Here is a 15,469-nt window from a genome sequence, read left to right as displayed (position 1 = left end):
TCAAGTACTTCCGTCCCCTCACCGCCGCCGCGGACCGGCTCGCCGGGGCCGCGACGCAGCCGGGTGAAGCCTGAGCCGCCGTCAGCTCAACGGGGCATGCATGAGGATCTCCGCCGTATCCGGCCGGGTCGGCGGACACGACGCGCTGGAGGCGAGAGTGATGAACGAACGAGCCGGACGAACCGGCCACGACACCCTCAGGGTCCCGGTCCTCATCGTCGGCGGTTCCCTGGTGGGGCTCGCGACCTCGTTGTTCCTGGGACGGCTCGGAGTGCGGCACATGCTGGTGGAGCGCCATTCCGGCACCTCCATCCACCCGCGCGGCCGCGGCAACAACGTCCGCACGATGGAGCTGTTCCGGGTGGCGGGCGTGGAGCGGTCCATCCAGGAGGCGGCCGCCACCCTGGCCGGCAACCACGGCATCCTGCAGACCCCCACCCTGGTCGGCGACGCCGGCGAGTGGCTGTTCCGGGACATCGACCCGGGCGGCGGACTGGCCCGTTTCAGCCCCAGTTCCTGGTGCCTGTGCAGCCAGAACGACCTGGAGCCGGTGCTCCTCGACCACGCCCGCAGGCACGGCGGCGACCTGCGGTTCTCCACCGAACTGATGTCGTTCGAGAGCGACGCCGACGGCGTCACCGCGGTGGCCAAGAGCCGGGAGACGGGTGAGCACACCACCATCCGCGCGGACTACCTCGTCGCCGCCGACGGCCCCCGCAGCCCCGCCCGCGAGCAGCTCGGCATCGGGCAGAGCGGCCCCGGCGACCTGTTCCACAACGTCAGCCTCACCTTCCGCTCCCGCGGCCTCGCCGACGTCGTGGGCGACCGCCACTTCATCGTCTGCTACCTGACCAGCCCCGACGCCGACGGCGCCCTGCTGCCCGTGGACAACGTCGAGAACTGGGTCTTCCACGCCCCCTGGCACCCCGAACACGGCGAAACCCTGGAGGAGTTCACCGACGAGCGGTGCGTCGAGCACATCCGCCGGGCCGTCGGCGTCGCCGACCTCGACGTGACGATCACCGGCAAGGCGCCCTGGCACGCCGCCCAGCGCGTCGCCCGCAGCTACCGGTCGGGGCGCGTGTTCCTGGCCGGCGACTCGGCCCACGAGATGTCCCCGACCGGGGCCTTCGGTTCCAACACCGGCATCCAGGACGCGCACAACCTCGCCTGGAAGCTGGCCGCGGTGCTCGACGGCTGGGCGGGGGAGGGGCTCCTGGACAGCTACGACGCCGAGCGCCGCCCGGTGGCGGAGGCCACCAGCGCCCGCGCCGCCGCCCGGTCGGCCGAGCACAGCCACCCCGGTTTCGCCCCGCCGCCCGGCGCGGGCGGCGGCGGTCCCCAGCGCGGCATCCTCAACGTGGCCCTCGGCTACCGCTACCCGCAGGGCGCCGTCGTCGGCGCCGACCCCGCCGAACCGGTCGTCCCGGAGGGTCTCGACCTCAGCGGCCGGCCCGGCAGCCGGGCACCCCATCTGTGGGTCCGGCGAGCGGGCGAGAGGATCTCCACCCTCGACCTCTACGAGCGGGCCCCCGTCCTGCTCAGCGACGCCGGTGAGCCGGGCGGATGGCACGAGGCCGCCGCCCGGCTCGCCGAGGAGCTCTCCCTCCCGCTCAGGTCGTACCGGGTGGGCGCCGGACCCGGCGCCGACCTGGTGACCGAGGACGACGTCGACTGGGCGGAGCGCCACGGCACGACCCGCGGCGGCGCCGTACTCGTCAGGCCCGACGGATTCGTCGCCTGGCGCTCGCCCGGCCCGGAGCCGGACGCCGAGGCGGCGCTGCGCGAGGTCCTGAACACCGCGCTGGCTCTCGCCACGCCCCGCGGACTCCACCGGAACTCGGCGGACTTCACCCGTGTGAACGCCCCGAGTGGTGCCGCGACGAGGCGCGGCTGACGGTGGATCACGTCCCGGTCGGGTCAGGTCAGCTGACGAGGCGTCGGCTACCCGATCGTGACGGAAGGGCCATCGCATGCGTTCCGCTCACATGATCCCGGCCGCCGGTGACCCATGCCGGGCGCGATAGCGAAGCCGAGGCCGCCACCCGCACCCCGGGTGGCGGCCCGGCTCGCTTCCCGTGCCGTGTCCGCTCCGCTGCCGCGCCCGAGTGAGGTGGTTCCCGATGGCAGTACCCCCGTCCCCGTCCCCGTCCCCGTCCTCGTCCTCTTCCCCGTCGTCTTCCCCTTCCGCTTCCCCGTCTGCGTCCGCTCCGTCGTCCGCCGCTGCTTCCGGTCGCCCCGTTCCGCCCGTTCCCTCCGAGGAGAGAAACCCCCGCACCGGACTGACGATGCTGTGCGCCGCGGCCGCCGTGATCCTGGCGCTGAACCTGTTCGGCGGCAAAGCCACGGCCCCCGGCGCCCCCAGCCCCCCGCACGCCCCGCCCGGCGCCGCCGCGCTCGCGGCGAGCGCCGCACCCGACACGTCCACCTCGGCCCCGTCCGCCGAGAACCAGGCCCCGCTGGGCAAGCACCTGCCGCGCTCCAGGCCCGTACGCCTGCTCATCCCGAAGATCTCGGTCGACGCGCCCTTCACCGACCTCGTCATCGGCCCCTCCGGACAGCTGGAACCGCCGCCCGCGAGCGACGTCAACCTCGTCGGCTGGCACGTCGCCGGGGCCTCCCCCGGCGAGACGGGCACCGCAGTCATCGCCGGGCACGTCGACACGAAGACGTCCCCCGCCGTGTTCGTGCGCCTCAGCGAACTGGTGAAGGGCGACACCTTCTCCGTCCGGCGGGCCGACGGCAGCACGGCGACCTTCCGGGTGGACACCGCGGAGACCTTCGCCAAGGACGCCTTCCCCAGCGAACGCGTGTACGCCGACACCGCGCAGGCACAGGTACGGCTCATCACCTGCGCGGGGAACTACGACCGGACGGTCAAGGACTACACCGACAACCTGGTCGTCTTCGCCCATCTCATCTGACGCCTCGCCGGGCCCCGGTCACCCGCGTAGTTCATCCGAGTCGCGCGCTTGCGGGGACGGGCTGAGGATCGAGGAACGCTGACGTCGCATCACCGCGGCCGACGTTCACTTCCCCCTCCGCGAAGGAGATGTGCGCAGGATGACCACCACGTCCGAACGTGTTGCAGGTTCGCGGACGCGACAGGCGTCGCAACGAGTCTCCCAGTCCGTGTTCGACGGCTCCCGGCTTCGAGTCGTCCTCCTGGTCGACGTCTACGACGGAGCCCAGCAGCAGTTCCTGGAGGCCTACGAGCAGCTCTGCAACCAGGTCGCGTCCGTCCCCGGACATGTCAGCGACCAGCTGTGCCAGTCCATCGAGAACCCCTCCCAGTGGCTCATCACCAGCGAATGGGAGAGCGCCCCGCCGTTCCTCGCCTGGGTCAACAGCGAGGAACACGTGCGGATGGTGGAGCCACTGCACAGCTGCGTCCGCGACACCAGGTCGTTGCGCTTCCACGTCGTGCGCGAGACCGGCGGCCCGGCGACCGAGGCCAAGCCAGGCAAGCGCCGGCTCCAGACCTCGCCCAGGATCGGCGACGGCGTGATCCGTCACGCGCTCACCTTCACCGTGAAGCCGGGCAGCGAGGAGATCGTCGCCAAGATCCTCGCCGACTACGCCTCGCCCGAGCCGCAGGTCGACGACACCACCCGGCTGTGCCGCACCTCGCTGTTCATGCACGGCAACCGGGTGGTGCGGGCCATCGAAGTGCGGGGCGACCTGCTCGCCGCGCTGCGGCACGTCTCCCGGCAGCCCGAGGTACGGGCCGTCGAGGAGGCCATCAACCCCCATCTGGAGCAGGACCGCGACCTCAACGATCCCGAGTCCGCACGGGTGTTCTTCACCCGGGCCGCGCTTCCGGCCGTCCACCATGTGACGGCGGAACGCCAGGACGCGCAGGCCGAGCGGTACGCCCTGTACTACCCGGCCCGGGCCGACCGCGGCATGAAGCTCGCCGAGCTGCTGGCCCGGCAGGACGAGGCGGCGGCGGACGACCCGCGCAGCCCGGTCCTGCGCAGCACGATCTTCCAGCGCGACGACGTCGTCGTCCGGCTGATCGACGTGTGCGGCGGACTCGACGCGGCCGACCCCGTGCAGGCCCTCGGCCTGGCCGACCCCGGGCAGGTCGCCGAGCTGACGACGCTCCAGGACGCCGTCGACGCGGACGCCTCCGCGACGAAGGACGCCCGGCTCACGCGCTTCCTCGAACGTGCCCGCATGGACCTCGTCACCGACCGTCGGTCGCCCGACGCCTGATTCGCCATCACGTGGGCGTGGGCGGCGCTACGCCCCGCCCACGTCGGTGCAGTACAGCAACGGAGGAACGTCGTGATCACTTCCCGTCCCAGAGTCGTGGATCTCAGCGAGGTCGAGCCCAACACCCGGCGCGGCGGCGATCTGCGCGCCATGCTCACCCCCGTCACGGTCGGTTCGACCAGCGGTTTCATGGGCGTGGCCCTGATCAAGCCAGGCGACCGCATCGGCGAGCACTATCACCCCTACTCCGAGGAGTTCGTGTACGTCGTGTGCGGGCAGCTGGAGGTGGACCTGGACGGCGAGCCCCAGCCGCTGCAGCCCGAGCAGGGTCTGATGATCCCCGCCCACATGCGACACCGCTTCCGCAACGTCGGAAACGTCGAGGCCCGGATCGTCTTCCACCTCGGCCCGCTGGCCCCGAGCCCGCCGCTCGGCCACGTCGACACCGAGGAGAGCGACGCCGAGCCCGTGGTGATCGGGCGCGAGGCGACCGCACGACGTCAGGTCGGGTCATGACGAGGCGGGTCGCGGTCACCGGCATAGGCATCGTCGCCCCGGGCGGCATAGGCGTCCCGTCGTTCTGGCGGCTCCTGGTCGAGGGACGCACTGCGACGCGCGGCATCACCTTCTTCGACCCGAGCGGCCTGCGCTCGCGGATCGCCGCCGAGTGCGACTTCGACCCGGCGGCCCACGGACTGGATGCCGCAGACGTCGAACGGTGCGACCGCTACATCCAGTTCGCCATGGTCGCCGGCGACGAAGCGGTCCGCGACGCCGGTCTCGACCTCGCCGCCGAGAACCCCTGGCGGGTCGGCGTCTCCCTGGGCACCGCCGTCGGCGGCACCACCCGGCTGGAGAACGACTACGTTCTGGTCAGCCATCGTGGGCAGCGCTGGGACGTGGACCACCGGGAGGCGGCCCCGCAGCTGCACCGCGCGTTCTCGCCCAGCACGCTCGCCGCCACGGTGGCCGAACGGTTCGGGGCGCGCGGCCCGGTGCAGACCGTCTCCACGGGCTGCACCTCGGGACTCGACGCGGTCGGGTACGCCTTCCACACCGTCGAGGAGGGCCGGGCCGACGTCTGCATAGCGGGTGCCTCGGACTCGCCGATCTCCCCGATCACCATGGCCTGCTTCGACGCGATCAAGGCCACCTCCCCGAACAACGACGACCCCGCCCACGCCTCGCGTCCCTTCGACGCCGACCGGGACGGGTTCGTCATGGGCGAGGGCGGCGCCGTACTCGTCCTGGAGGAGTTGGAGCACGCCCGGGCCCGCGGCGCCCACGTGTACTGCGAGCTCGGCGGCTACGCCACCTTCGGCAACGCCTACCACATGACCGGCCTGACCAGCGAGGGCCTGGAGATGGCCCGGGCCATCGAGGACGCCCTCGACCACGCCCGCACCGACGCCACGGCGATCGACTACGTCAACGCGCACGGGTCGGGCACCAAGCAGAACGACCGCCACGAGACCGCGGCGGTGAAACGGGTCCTGGGCGGCCACGCCTACGACACGCCCATGAGCTCCATCAAGTCCATGGTGGGTCACTCCCTCGGCGCGATCGGTGCGATCGAACTCGTCGCCTGTGTCCTGGCCCTGACCCACCAGGTCGTACCGCCGACCGCGAACTACGAGACGCCCGACCCCGAGTGCGACCTGGACTACGTCCCGCGCGTGGCCCGCGAGCGCAAGCTGGCCAGCGTGCTCTCGGTGGGCAGCGGATTCGGCGGCTTCCAGTCCGCGGTGGTCATGAACCGGCCGAGGGAGAAGACACGATGAGCGAACCCCATCCACGGCGCGCGGCCGTCACGGGAATCGGTGTGGTCGCGCCCAACGGAGCCAGTACCGAGACCTTCTGGAAGTCCACCAGCGAGGGCATCAGCGTCCTGGAGCGCGTCACCCGCGAGGGATGCGAACACCTGCCCCTGCGGGTGGCGGGCCAGGTCCGTGACTTCGACCCGACGGCCATGATCGAGGAGCGCTACCTCGTCCAGACCGACCGGTTCACGCACTTCGCGATGGCCGCGGCCGACCTCGCGCTGGACGACGCCCGCCTCGCGCGGACCGCCACCGACGCGGCGCCGTTCTCCGTCGGCGTGGTCACCGCGGCCGGTTCCGGCGGCGGCGAGTTCGGCCAGCGGGAACTGCAACAGCTGTGGGGAAAGGGCAGCCGCTTCGTCGGCCCCTACCAGTCCATCGCCTGGTTCTACGCCGCCAGCACCGGCCAGATCTCCATCCGGCGCGGCTTCAAGGGCCCCTGCTCGGTCGTCGCCGCCGACGAGGCCGGCGGCCTCGACGCCCTCGCGCACGCGGCGCGGGCCGTGCGGCGCGGCACCGACGTGATCGTGGCCGGGGCCACCGAGGCGCCGATCGCGCCCTACTCGATGGTCTGCCAACTCGGCTACGAGGAGCTCAGCACGCTCGACGACCCGACCCGCGCCTATCGTCCGTTCACCGCCGCGGCCTGCGGGTTCGTGCCGGCCGAGGGCGGCGCCATGGCCGTGGTCGAGGAGGAGGGCACGGCCCTGGCGCGAGGCGCGCGGGTGCGGGCCCTGCTCGCCGGGCACGCGGCCACCTTCACCGGCGCCTCCCGCTGGGAGGAGTCCCGGGAGGGGCTCGCCCAGGCGATCCGGGGAGCACTGGAGGAGGCCGGGTGCGCCCCTGAGGAGATCGACGTGGTCTTCGCCGACGCCCTCGGCGTGCCGGCCGCGGACCGTGCCGAGGCGCTGGCGATCGCCGACGCCCTCGGCGCGCACGGCACCCGCGTGCCTGTCACCGCGCCGAAGACCGGGATCGGCCGGGGTTACTGCGCGGCGCCGCTGATGGACGCCGCCGCGGCCGTGCTCGCGATGGAGCACGACATGATCCCGCCCACCCCCAACGTCTTCGACATCTGCCATGACCTCGACCTGGTGACCGGCCGGGCCCGCAGCGCCGAAATGCGCACGGCGCTGGTCCTGAGCCGGGGACTCATGGGGTCGAACTCGGCGCTGGTGCTGCGGCACGGCGCCACCGACGCCTCGTAGCGAGGCGCCGCGGAGAAGAAGAGGAGAGGAACCGCATGTCTGATCGCATCACCGTGGAAGAGCTGGCCGAACTCATGAAGAAGTCCGCCGGCGTCACCGTCGCCCCGGAGGAACTCCGGCAGAACGACACCGGCTTCGACCGCCTCGGCGTCGACTCGCTCGGCCTGCTGGGCATCGTCGGCGAGCTGGAGAACCGGTACGGCACGCCGATGCCCCCCGACGCCGAGCGTTCCAAGACGCCCCGGCAGTTCCTCGACCTCGTCAACAGTGCCCTTCTGGCAGGAGCGTGAGATGACCGGACACACACAGAACGAGATCACCATCGCGGCCCCCCTGGACCTGGTCTGGGAGATGACCAATGACCTGGAGAACTGGCCCCGGCTGTTCAGCGAATACGCCTCCGTCGAGGTCCTGCGCCGGGAGGGGCGGAAGACCACCTTCCGGCTGACCATGCACCCGGACGAGAACGGCACCGTGTGGAGCTGGGTCTCCGAGCGGGAGCCGGACCGCGAGGCGCTCACCGTCAAGGCCCGCCGGGTCGAGACGGGGCCCTTCGACCACATGAACATCCACTGGCGGTACGAGGAGGTCCCGGCCGGTACGCGGATGGTGTGGACACAGGACTTCGCGATGAAGCCGGAGGCGCCGGTCGACGACGAGTGGATGACCGACAACATCAACCGGAACTCCAAGGTCCAGATGAGCCTCATCCGGGATCGCATCGAGAAGGCCGCCGCCGAACGCGGCGCCACCCGGGGTCTGACCGACTGAGCCGGACGGAGAAACAGTCTCATGCACCAAGCCCTGATCGTCGCCCGTATGGCCCCGGGATCGGCCCCCGACATCGCCAAGGTGTTCGAGGAGTCCGACCGGGGAGAACTGCCGCGCCTCGTCGGCGTCGTCCGGCGCAGCCTCTTCCAGTTTGGTGACGTGTACATGCACCTCATCGAGTCCGAGCGTGAGCCCGGGCCCGCCATCGCCAAGATCACCGGGCATCCCGAGTTCCGGGACGTCAGCGAGCGGCTGTCCGCGTACGTCAGCGCGTACGACCCCGAGACTTGGCGTTCCCCCAAGGACGCCATGGCGCAGCGCTTCTACCTCTGGGAGCGCGAGCCGGCCGGCTGACCGAGGCCGACCATCACCGGTCGCCGGACCCGCGACGCTGCGGGCCCGGCGACCGGTGGTTCGTGGGGGGAGTGGGAGAGGGGATGCGGGGAACGTGCGGCCGGATCAGCCGGGGACGTGGCAGTCGAACGCGTGCAGATAGGGGTTGACCGGGCTGATGTCGTCGATGACCAGGCCCGCTTCGGTCAGCCGGTCGACCATGCTGTCGGTGGTGTGCTTCGCCCCACCGACGTTGAGCAGGAGCATCAGATCCATCGCGGTGCTGAACCGCATCGATGGCGTGTCGTCGACCAGGTTCTCGATGACCACGACCCGTGCCCCGGGGCCTCCCGCCGCCCGGACGTTGCGCAGGGTGCGGGCGGTGCTCTCGTCGTCCCACTCCAGGATGTTCTTGATGACGTAGACGTCGGCCTTCACCGGAACGGCCTCCCGGACGTCGCCGGGCACCACGCGCGCCCGGTCCGCGAGGTCGCCGCCCGCCCGCAGCCTCGGCACCGCGTTCTCCACCACCCGGGGCAGGTCGAGCAGGGAGCCGTGCATCGCGGGGTACTTGTCCAGCAGGCTCGCCACCACGTGCCCCTGACCGCCGCCGATGTCGGCGACCGAGGAACTCCCCGACAGGTCGAGGAACTCCGCGACGTCCCGCGCGGACTGCACGCTGGACGTCGTCATGGCGCGGTTGAAGACGTCGGCGGACTCCGGGGCGTCCTCGTTGAGGTAGGGGAAGAACTCCTTGCCGTACAGGTCCTCCACGACGTTGCGGCCGGTGCGCACCGCCTCGTCGAGCAGCGGCCAGGCGTCCCAGGTCCACGGCTCGGTGCACCACAGGGAGATGGCGCGCAGGCTGTGCGGGTCGTCCTCGCGCAGCAGCCGGGAGACGTCGGTGTGCGTGAACGTCCCGTCCGGTTGCTCGGCGAAGACGTCGTAGCAGGACAGGGCCCGCAGCAGTCGGCGCAGCGGCCGGGGTTCGGTCTTCACCGCGGCCGCGAGGTCCTCCACGGTCATGGGACGGTCGCCGAGGGCGTCGGCGACGCCCAGCCGGGCGGCCGCGCGCAGGGCGGCGGCACACGCCGCCCCGAACGCGAGCTCCCTCAGCCGCATGGACGGCGGTGGAGCAGTACGAGCGGTCGTCATGTGCCGCCTTCCTTCCTTCTCGGGGTCACTGACCCGGCTTCAGCACAGGCCGGCGGGCTTCGACGCCCGGCAGCTGTTGCCCCTGAAGGCGTTGCCCTTGCCGGTGTCCGTGTTGATCAGGTCCGCGGGGGAGTTGCCCCGCAGCACGTTGTCGGTGATCCGGTTGCGATCGCTGGTGGTGCCCACGAAGCTCTTGAACAGGACGATGCCGCCCGACAACCGGGACTTGCCTGCGTTCTCCTCGATCACGTTCTTGGTCACCAGGCTGTCCTCGGCGCCGGTCAGGACGATCCCCGAGCCCTGCAGCGCGTCCAGCCTGGCCGTCTTCGGGCAGGACTTGTTGTTGCGCACGATGCGGTTCTCGGCCACGGTCACGAGGCCGGCCTTCGGCTTGTTCTCGTCGCCGACGACGAACACGCCCGCGCAGTTGCCGGTGAGCTGGTTGTGGGCGACGGTGAGGTCGCGCAGGCGGCGGACGGTGATGCCGATCCGGTTGCCGTCCAGGCGGTTGTGCTCGACCAGCGTCCCCCTGGTGTCCGTGGCGCCCTGCTCCTCCTTGATCGTGTTGGCGAGGAACAGACCCGCGTCGCCGTTGTTCCGGGCGACGTTGTCCTGGAACACACCGCGCACCGAACGCTCCGTGGCGATGCCCCACACACCGTTCTTCACCGCGGTGACGTGGTGCACGGTCAGCCCGTCGGTCGCCATGGAGAGGACGCCGGCCTTGACGAAGCCGGTCACCGTGAGGGAGGCGATGGTGACGTCCTTGACGTCGCGGTGCTTCGTGCCGAGGACGCAGATGCCGTAGCCGCCCGCGGCGCAGCTCTCGGGGACCTTCGGGGCAGGCGCGGCGGCACTCGTGGTGCTGGTGCCGGCAGCGGTGGCGCCGGTGCTCACGCGCGGGTCCGGCTTGAGGACCGTGCGGCTGCCCATGCCGCGCAGGGTCAGCCCGGGCGTGCCCACCTTGACGCTCTCGTGGAAGGTGCCGGAGGTCAGCAGAACGGTGTCACCCGGCTTGGCGGCGTCCACCGCCTTCTGGATCGACTGCCCCGGCCGGACCACGTGGACCGTATGACTGGCGACCGACGGAGCGGCGCCCAGGCCGGTGCCCGCGAGCGCGGCGGTGCACGCCAGGTATGCGATATGGCATTTCTTCATATTGCGTACGTTATGACCGGATCGGCGGCGAATCGGTGCGATGGGCCATCCGGCGGCGTGTCCCACCGCGAGCGTTGAGGGCTTGTTCTCGCTCGTCTCGCGGGGTGGGTGACGAATCGGGAGTGGCTGCCGAATCATGGCGAATTTGCGAAGCAAACGTGAAGTGTGTCACTCCACGAGTTCCACGGGTTTGTGGACCTTGAGGGCTATGTCCAGTTGTGAGTCTCTGGTTAGTGAGGCCGGAGCGGTCGTATGTTGCGACCTGACCGTGTGAGCGAACACATCCGGTCATAGTCCAACGCGGTTTCGTGGGGGAGCAGTTCACATGAATACATACGGGGGGAGACGTCGGCTGCGCGCAGCCGGCGTGGTGCTCTCTGCTGCCATCGTGCTGGCGGCGAGTGCATCCGGCGGCGCCCTGGCGGCGACCGGTGAGAGAGCGGCCGACGCCCCGGCCGCAAAGTCCGTCGAGTCTGCAAAGTCCGCCGGCACCGCCGTGGCCGACGGGTCGGCCACGGCCGCCGGGGCCGACGGAGCGGGCGGGGGCGAGGACGCCAAGGCGCTGGCGAAGGCCGCGCGCACGGGCAAGCCCGTGGAGATCACCTCGATGCGGGGTGAGAGCAGTGAGGTGTACGCCCTGCCCGAGGGGCATCTGGAGGCGCGGGAGCATCTGCGTCCGGTGCGCACCCGGGTGGACGGCGCATGGCGCACCATCGACACCACCCTGACCCGCGGCGCGGACGGAACGGTGGCACCCAGGGTCACGACGGTCGGTCTGACGTTCTCGGGCGGCGGTTCCGAGCCGCTGGTGCGGATGACGAAGAACGGCCGTGAACTGGCGCTGTCCTGGCCGAAGAAGCTGCCCGCCCCGGAGCTGAACGGGAACACCGTTACCTATCCGGAGGTGCTGCCCGGCGTCGATCTGCGGATGACGGCGCAGCAGGACGGCTTCACCCAGCTCCTCGTCGTCAAGTCGGTCGAGGCCGCGGCGAACACCGAACTGAGCAGGCTGCGGCTGAAGTTGGACGCCGACGGCATGCGGGTCAAGGAGACCTCGGACGGCGGTCTGACGGCGATCGACCAGGGCGCCGGAAGCGCGGTCTTCGAGGCCCCGCGCCCCGTGATGTGGGACTCCAGCACCAAGGCCCCCGGCGCCGCGGCGAAGTCCACGCCCAAGGCCACCACCGAAAGCCCCTCCACAACCACCTCCAACTCTGCCTCCAACTCCGCCTCCACCTCAAAAACCGCTTCCAGAACCGCCGGCCAGGCTGCCGCGGAAGCCGCCGCGGAAACCCCCACGGCATCCGCTTCGGAAACGGCCCCCGCCGCCGGGCGCGGGCCGAACGCCCCCGAGGCCGTCGCCGCGGAGTCCGGGAACGTCGCCGCGGTCGGCGTGGACGTCCCCGCCGCGCAGGACGCCCTGGTGCTGACGCCGAACAGCGGTGTCCTCAAGGGCGCGAACACGGTGTATCCCGTGTTCATCGACCCCCAGTGGTACTCCCCGAAGGCGTCGGCGTGGACGATGGCCTCCAAGTACTGGGCGTCGTCGCCGCAGTGGAAGTTCAACGGCGACGCGGACGCGGGCCTCGGGTACTGCAACTGGTCCTACTGCGCGCCGTACGACACCAAGCGGCTCTTCTACCGCATCCCGACCTCGAAGTTCGCCGGCCGCACCGTGCTGCAGGCGGAGTTCGTGGTCCGCAACACCTGGTCGGCGTCGTGCGCGGACCGGGGCGTGGAGCTGTGGCGCACCAAGGACATCTCCTCGTCGACGACGTGGAACTCGCAGAACGCGGACGGCTTCTGGATCGATCACCTCAGGACGGCGTCCTTCGCCTACGGGTTCACCGGCTGCGCGGCGAAGGACGCGGAGTTCGACGTGAAGTCCGCGGTACAGCAGGCGGCGGACAAGAAGTGGTCGACGATGACCTTCGGCATGAAGGCGTCCAGCGAGTCCGACGGATACGCCTGGAAGCGGTTCTCGGACGACGCCTATCTGCGCGTGCAGTACAACCGGCCGCCGCCGCAGATCAAGATGTCCCAGCTGACCATGGAGTACGGCGGCTCCTGCAAGAAGCCCGCCAGTGCCGCGCGGGTGCGCAGTCTGGGCAAGATCTACGCCAACGACGTCACCGACCCCGACGGCGACTCCGTCTCCGTGGAGTTCCGCGCGAGCTGGGACACCGGTGACGGCAAGGGCGTCATCACCCGCTGGAAGTCCGGACTGACGACGGCGAAGAAGTCCGGCTCGGACTTCGTGATCAGCCTGCCGTCCTCCGTTCCCCCCGACAAGACGGTGAACTGGTACGTCCACTCCTACGACGGCGCCCAGTACTCGCCGTGGTCGTACACCGGTGACCCGACCGCCTGCTACTTCGTGTACGACAAGAACGTGCCGAAGGCACCGACCATCTCGTCCGCCATCTACCCGGCCTCGAACCCCGACGACCCCGACGACCCCTGGTACGACGGGGTGGGCCAGTACGGCGACTTCGTGATCACCGGCGCCGTCTCCGACGTGACGAAGTACTGGTTCGGCCTCAACGGCGACCCCGTCTCCGCCAACACCGTCGCCACCTCGGGCGGAGCGGCGAAGACCGTGCCCGTGCTGCCGCTCAAGCCGGGCCTCAACACCTTCACCGCGCGATCCTGGGACGCGGCGGGCAACGGCTCCGAGATCCGCACCTATCAGTTCCGGGTCAAGTCGGGGCAGCTGGAGCGCGCCGACTGGTCGATGGACGAGGCGGCCGGCGCCACCCAGGCGGCGGGCAGCGCACCCGAGCAGAGCGCGACCCTGTACAACGGTCCGACGCCGGACGTGGAGGGCAAGTTCGGCAAGGCCGTGCAGTTCGACGGTGTCGACGACTACGCCGCCACCGACATCGCCACCATCAACACCGACGTCAGCTTCTCGGTGTCCGCGTGGGTGAAGCTGTCCGCGATGCCGTCCGGCGCGGCGGTCGTCGCCTCCCAGCGCGGCAACAACGCGCCGGGCTTCGAGCTGTACTACTCCAAGGGCTACGACCGCTGGGTGTTCAACCAGTACAGCGCCGACAGCACCAGCGGCACGCCCGTCCGCGCCATGCAGGCTGCCGCCGGCGGGGTCAAGGCGGGGGAGTGGACGCATCTGGTCGGCGAGTACGCCGCAGGTGAGAAGCTCCTGAAGCTGTACGTCAACGGCGCGCTGGCCGGAACCACGGCCTACAGCACACCGTGGAACGCGCGGCGCGGCATGGTCATCGGCGGCAGCTTCCTGGGCGGCACGCCCACCTCGCCCTTCCCCGGCGCCATCGACGAGGTGAAGACCTTCGAGAAGCCGCTGTCGGCGGGCGAGGTGTCGAGCCTCTACAGCTCGAACACGATCGGCTCCGGCCGCCCGGCCCGTGCCGTCTTCCACATGGACGACGCCGCCGGCGCGACCGCGCTGAGCGGCCGGGCCGACGTGAACCCCGCGGTCCTCAAGGGCGGCGCCACCACGGGCTCGGCCGGCGTGGACGGCAACGCGCTGACCCTGGACGGGACCGACGACTACGCGGTCACCGCCGGCCCGCACATCAACACCTCGTACAGCTTCGCCGTCTCCGCCTGGGTGAAACTGCCGAAGACCAAACCGACGCACGCCGCGACCGTCGCCACACAGATCGGCGACACGGTGACGGGTCCGGAGCTGTACTACTCCAGCTCCTACGACCGCTGGGTGTTCAACCAGCACAGCGCCGACACCGCCGACTCCACGGTGGTACGGGCCATGCAGCCCGACGGCGTCACCGCGTACGGCGGTGAGTGGACGCACCTGGTCGGCGTGCAGGACACGGAGGCCGACAAGCTCTCCCTGTACGTCAACGGGACCCTCGCCGGCACCACCGCCCTGCCCACGACCTGGTACGCCGGAGGCGCGATGCAGTTCGGCGCCAGCGCGTTCCAGGGCGCGGCCACCTCGTTCTTCCCCGGCCAGATCGACGACGTGCGGCTGTTCGACCGGCCGGTGTCGGCCGGTGAGGTGCAGCAGCTGTTCAAGCAGCGCGCTGTGGTCAAGGGCCGCTGGAAGTTCGAGTCGGCCACCGGCACCCCGCTGACCTCGCCGGATGCCTCGGCCTCCGGCAACGCCATGACCCTCTACAACGGCGCCCAGACGGGCTCGGGCTGGGTCGACGGCGCCGTCGCCCTGGACGGCACCGACGACTACGCCGCGGCCTCCGTGGTCCCGGTCGACACCAGCGCCAGCTTCACCGTCAGCGCCTACGTCCAGGCGGCCGCCACTCCGACGAGTCCGGTCACGGTCATGAGTGCTCCGGGCGCCAAGAAGAGCGCGTTCGCGGTCCGGTACGAGCCCAGTGCCACCCCGGCCACCGATCCGGGCCGCTGGCGCATCGCCACGGCCGACTCCGACAGCGACTCCGCCGCCGTCGCCGACATCGGCAACGGCATGTTCTACAGCCCCACCGACTGGAACCACCTGGCACTGGTCTACGACGGCTTCTCCAAGGAGGTCCGCCTCTACGTCAACGGCGAGCTCCAGGAGACCGCCTGCGCCGACGCCGACGACGACGGGGTGCAGGACGACGCGAGCTGTACTGACACCGTCTCGTGGTCCGACGACGTGCTGACCTACAAGGCCGCCAAGACCCTGCAGCTCGGCCGGGACACCACCGGGACCACGTCCGGTCAGTACTTCCCCGGCTCGCTCTCCGACGTGTGGGTCTTCCAGGGCGCCCTGACCGAGACCCAGATCGATCACCTCGCCGTCGGCATGCCGGGCGTGGACACCGCCGTCCCCAGCGGCGACTGATCGGCTCACCCGCCGGA

The 15,469-nt window shown here is 70.9% G+C and carries 12 protein-coding genes; 10 read left to right on the top strand and 2 right to left on the bottom strand.

The genetic code is table 11. The features are described from left to right. The first annotated feature begins 160 nt into the window (after positions 1–160). From ACIBTS_RS12090 to ACIBTS_RS12050, 9 genes are all read left to right on the top strand, one after another. Entirely contained in the window at positions 161–1,897 is a 1,737-nt protein-coding gene (locus ACIBTS_RS12090; protein WP_399318880.1) for an FAD-dependent oxidoreductase, read from the top strand. 391 nt (positions 1,898–2,288) lie between these two features. Further along, positions 2,289–2,924 carry a class F sortase gene (locus tag ACIBTS_RS12085; protein ID WP_399318702.1) on the top strand — a complete coding sequence of 212 codons (636 nt, stop codon included), beginning with the start codon at positions 2,289–2,291 and terminating at the stop codon, positions 2,922–2,924. Positions 2,925–3,063: 139 nt separating this feature from the next. Then, a complete protein-coding gene (locus tag ACIBTS_RS12080) occupies positions 3,064–4,218 on the top strand; it encodes a SchA/CurD-like domain-containing protein (protein WP_399318700.1) in 1,155 nt (384 codons plus the stop codon). Positions 4,219–4,290: 72 nt separating this feature from the next. Continuing rightward, positions 4,291–4,734, top strand: coding sequence for a cupin domain-containing protein (locus ACIBTS_RS12075; protein WP_319345014.1), 444 nt, complete (start codon positions 4,291–4,293; stop codon positions 4,732–4,734). Then, the gene (locus ACIBTS_RS12070; protein ID WP_319676078.1) at positions 4,731–5,999 is read left to right on the top strand and encodes a beta-ketoacyl-[acyl-carrier-protein] synthase family protein; all 1,269 of its coding nucleotides are present in this window, start codon (positions 4,731–4,733) and stop codon (positions 5,997–5,999) included. Before ACIBTS_RS12075 ends, ACIBTS_RS12070 begins: the two co-directional genes overlap by 4 nt. Further along, positions 5,996–7,246 (top strand): beta-ketoacyl synthase N-terminal-like domain-containing protein, encoded by a 1,251-nt coding sequence (locus ACIBTS_RS12065; protein WP_319676079.1) that lies wholly within the window; start codon positions 5,996–5,998, stop codon positions 7,244–7,246. The genes ACIBTS_RS12070 and ACIBTS_RS12065 overlap by 4 nt, the downstream gene beginning before the upstream one ends. A 35-nt stretch (positions 7,247–7,281) precedes the next feature. Further along, positions 7,282–7,536, top strand: a complete 255-nt coding sequence (locus ACIBTS_RS12060) for an acyl carrier protein (protein WP_319676080.1) — start codon at positions 7,282–7,284, stop codon at positions 7,534–7,536. A gap of 1 nt (position 7,537) precedes the next feature. Next, entirely contained in the window at positions 7,538–8,017 is a 480-nt protein-coding gene (locus ACIBTS_RS12055) for an SRPBCC family protein (RefSeq protein WP_334582954.1), read from the top strand. 21 nt (positions 8,018–8,038) lie between these two features. Continuing rightward, entirely contained in the window at positions 8,039–8,371 is a 333-nt protein-coding gene (locus ACIBTS_RS12050; RefSeq protein WP_079663814.1) for a TcmI family type II polyketide cyclase, read from the top strand. A gap of 105 nt (positions 8,372–8,476) precedes the next feature. Here the strand turns inward: ACIBTS_RS12050 and ACIBTS_RS12045 are convergent, their stop codons facing one another. Beyond that, positions 8,477–9,505 carry a methyltransferase gene (locus ACIBTS_RS12045; protein WP_319676082.1) on the bottom strand — a complete coding sequence of 343 codons (1,029 nt, stop codon included), beginning with the start codon at positions 9,503–9,505 and terminating at the stop codon, positions 8,477–8,479. Between the two features lie 39 nt (positions 9,506–9,544). Then, a complete protein-coding gene (locus ACIBTS_RS12040) occupies positions 9,545–10,663 on the bottom strand; it encodes a nitrous oxide reductase family maturation protein NosD (RefSeq protein ID WP_399318698.1) in 1,119 nt (372 codons plus the stop codon). Positions 10,664–10,988: 325 nt separating this feature from the next. Here ACIBTS_RS12040 and ACIBTS_RS12035 point away from each other — a divergent pair, with 325 nt between their 5' ends. After that, complete coding sequence (locus ACIBTS_RS12035) at positions 10,989–15,452, top strand: LamG-like jellyroll fold domain-containing protein (protein WP_399318697.1); 4,464 nt, start codon at positions 10,989–10,991, stop codon at positions 15,450–15,452. Positions 15,453–15,469: the final 17 nt, after the last annotated feature.

Source organism: Streptomyces sp. NPDC050121, assembly GCF_044460385.1.
GTDB lineage: Bacteria > Actinomycetota > Actinomycetes > Streptomycetales > Streptomycetaceae > Streptomyces > Streptomyces soliscabiei.
This window is presented reverse-complemented; position numbering and strand designations above follow the sequence as displayed.

What these genes read in the sequence shown, in the direction of transcription:
- ACIBTS_RS12060 (WP_319676080.1), top strand. Translation starts at nt 7,282, where the DNA reads ATGTCTGATCGCATCACCGTGGAAGAGCTGGCCGAACTCATGAAGAAG.
- ACIBTS_RS12065 (WP_319676079.1), top strand. Translation starts at nt 5,996, where the DNA reads ATGAGCGAACCCCATCCACGGCGCGCGGCCGTCACGGGAATCGGTGTG.
- ACIBTS_RS12090 (WP_399318880.1), top strand. Translation starts at nt 161, where the DNA reads ATGAACGAACGAGCCGGACGAACCGGCCACGACACCCTCAGGGTCCCG.
- ACIBTS_RS12040 (WP_399318698.1), bottom strand. Translation starts at nt 10,663, where the DNA reads ATGAAGAAATGCCATATCGCATACCTGGCGTGCACCGCCGCGCTCGCG.
- ACIBTS_RS12055 (WP_334582954.1), top strand. Translation starts at nt 7,538, where the DNA reads ATGACCGGACACACACAGAACGAGATCACCATCGCGGCCCCCCTGGAC.
- ACIBTS_RS12050 (WP_079663814.1), top strand. Translation starts at nt 8,039, where the DNA reads ATGCACCAAGCCCTGATCGTCGCCCGTATGGCCCCGGGATCGGCCCCC.
- ACIBTS_RS12045 (WP_319676082.1), bottom strand. Translation starts at nt 9,505, where the DNA reads ATGACGACCGCTCGTACTGCTCCACCGCCGTCCATGCGGCTGAGGGAG.
- ACIBTS_RS12035 (WP_399318697.1), top strand. Translation starts at nt 10,989, where the DNA reads ATGAATACATACGGGGGGAGACGTCGGCTGCGCGCAGCCGGCGTGGTG.
- ACIBTS_RS12085 (WP_399318702.1), top strand. Translation starts at nt 2,289, where the DNA reads ATGCTGTGCGCCGCGGCCGCCGTGATCCTGGCGCTGAACCTGTTCGGC.
- ACIBTS_RS12080 (WP_399318700.1), top strand. Translation starts at nt 3,064, where the DNA reads ATGACCACCACGTCCGAACGTGTTGCAGGTTCGCGGACGCGACAGGCG.
- ACIBTS_RS12070 (WP_319676078.1), top strand. Translation starts at nt 4,731, where the DNA reads ATGACGAGGCGGGTCGCGGTCACCGGCATAGGCATCGTCGCCCCGGGC.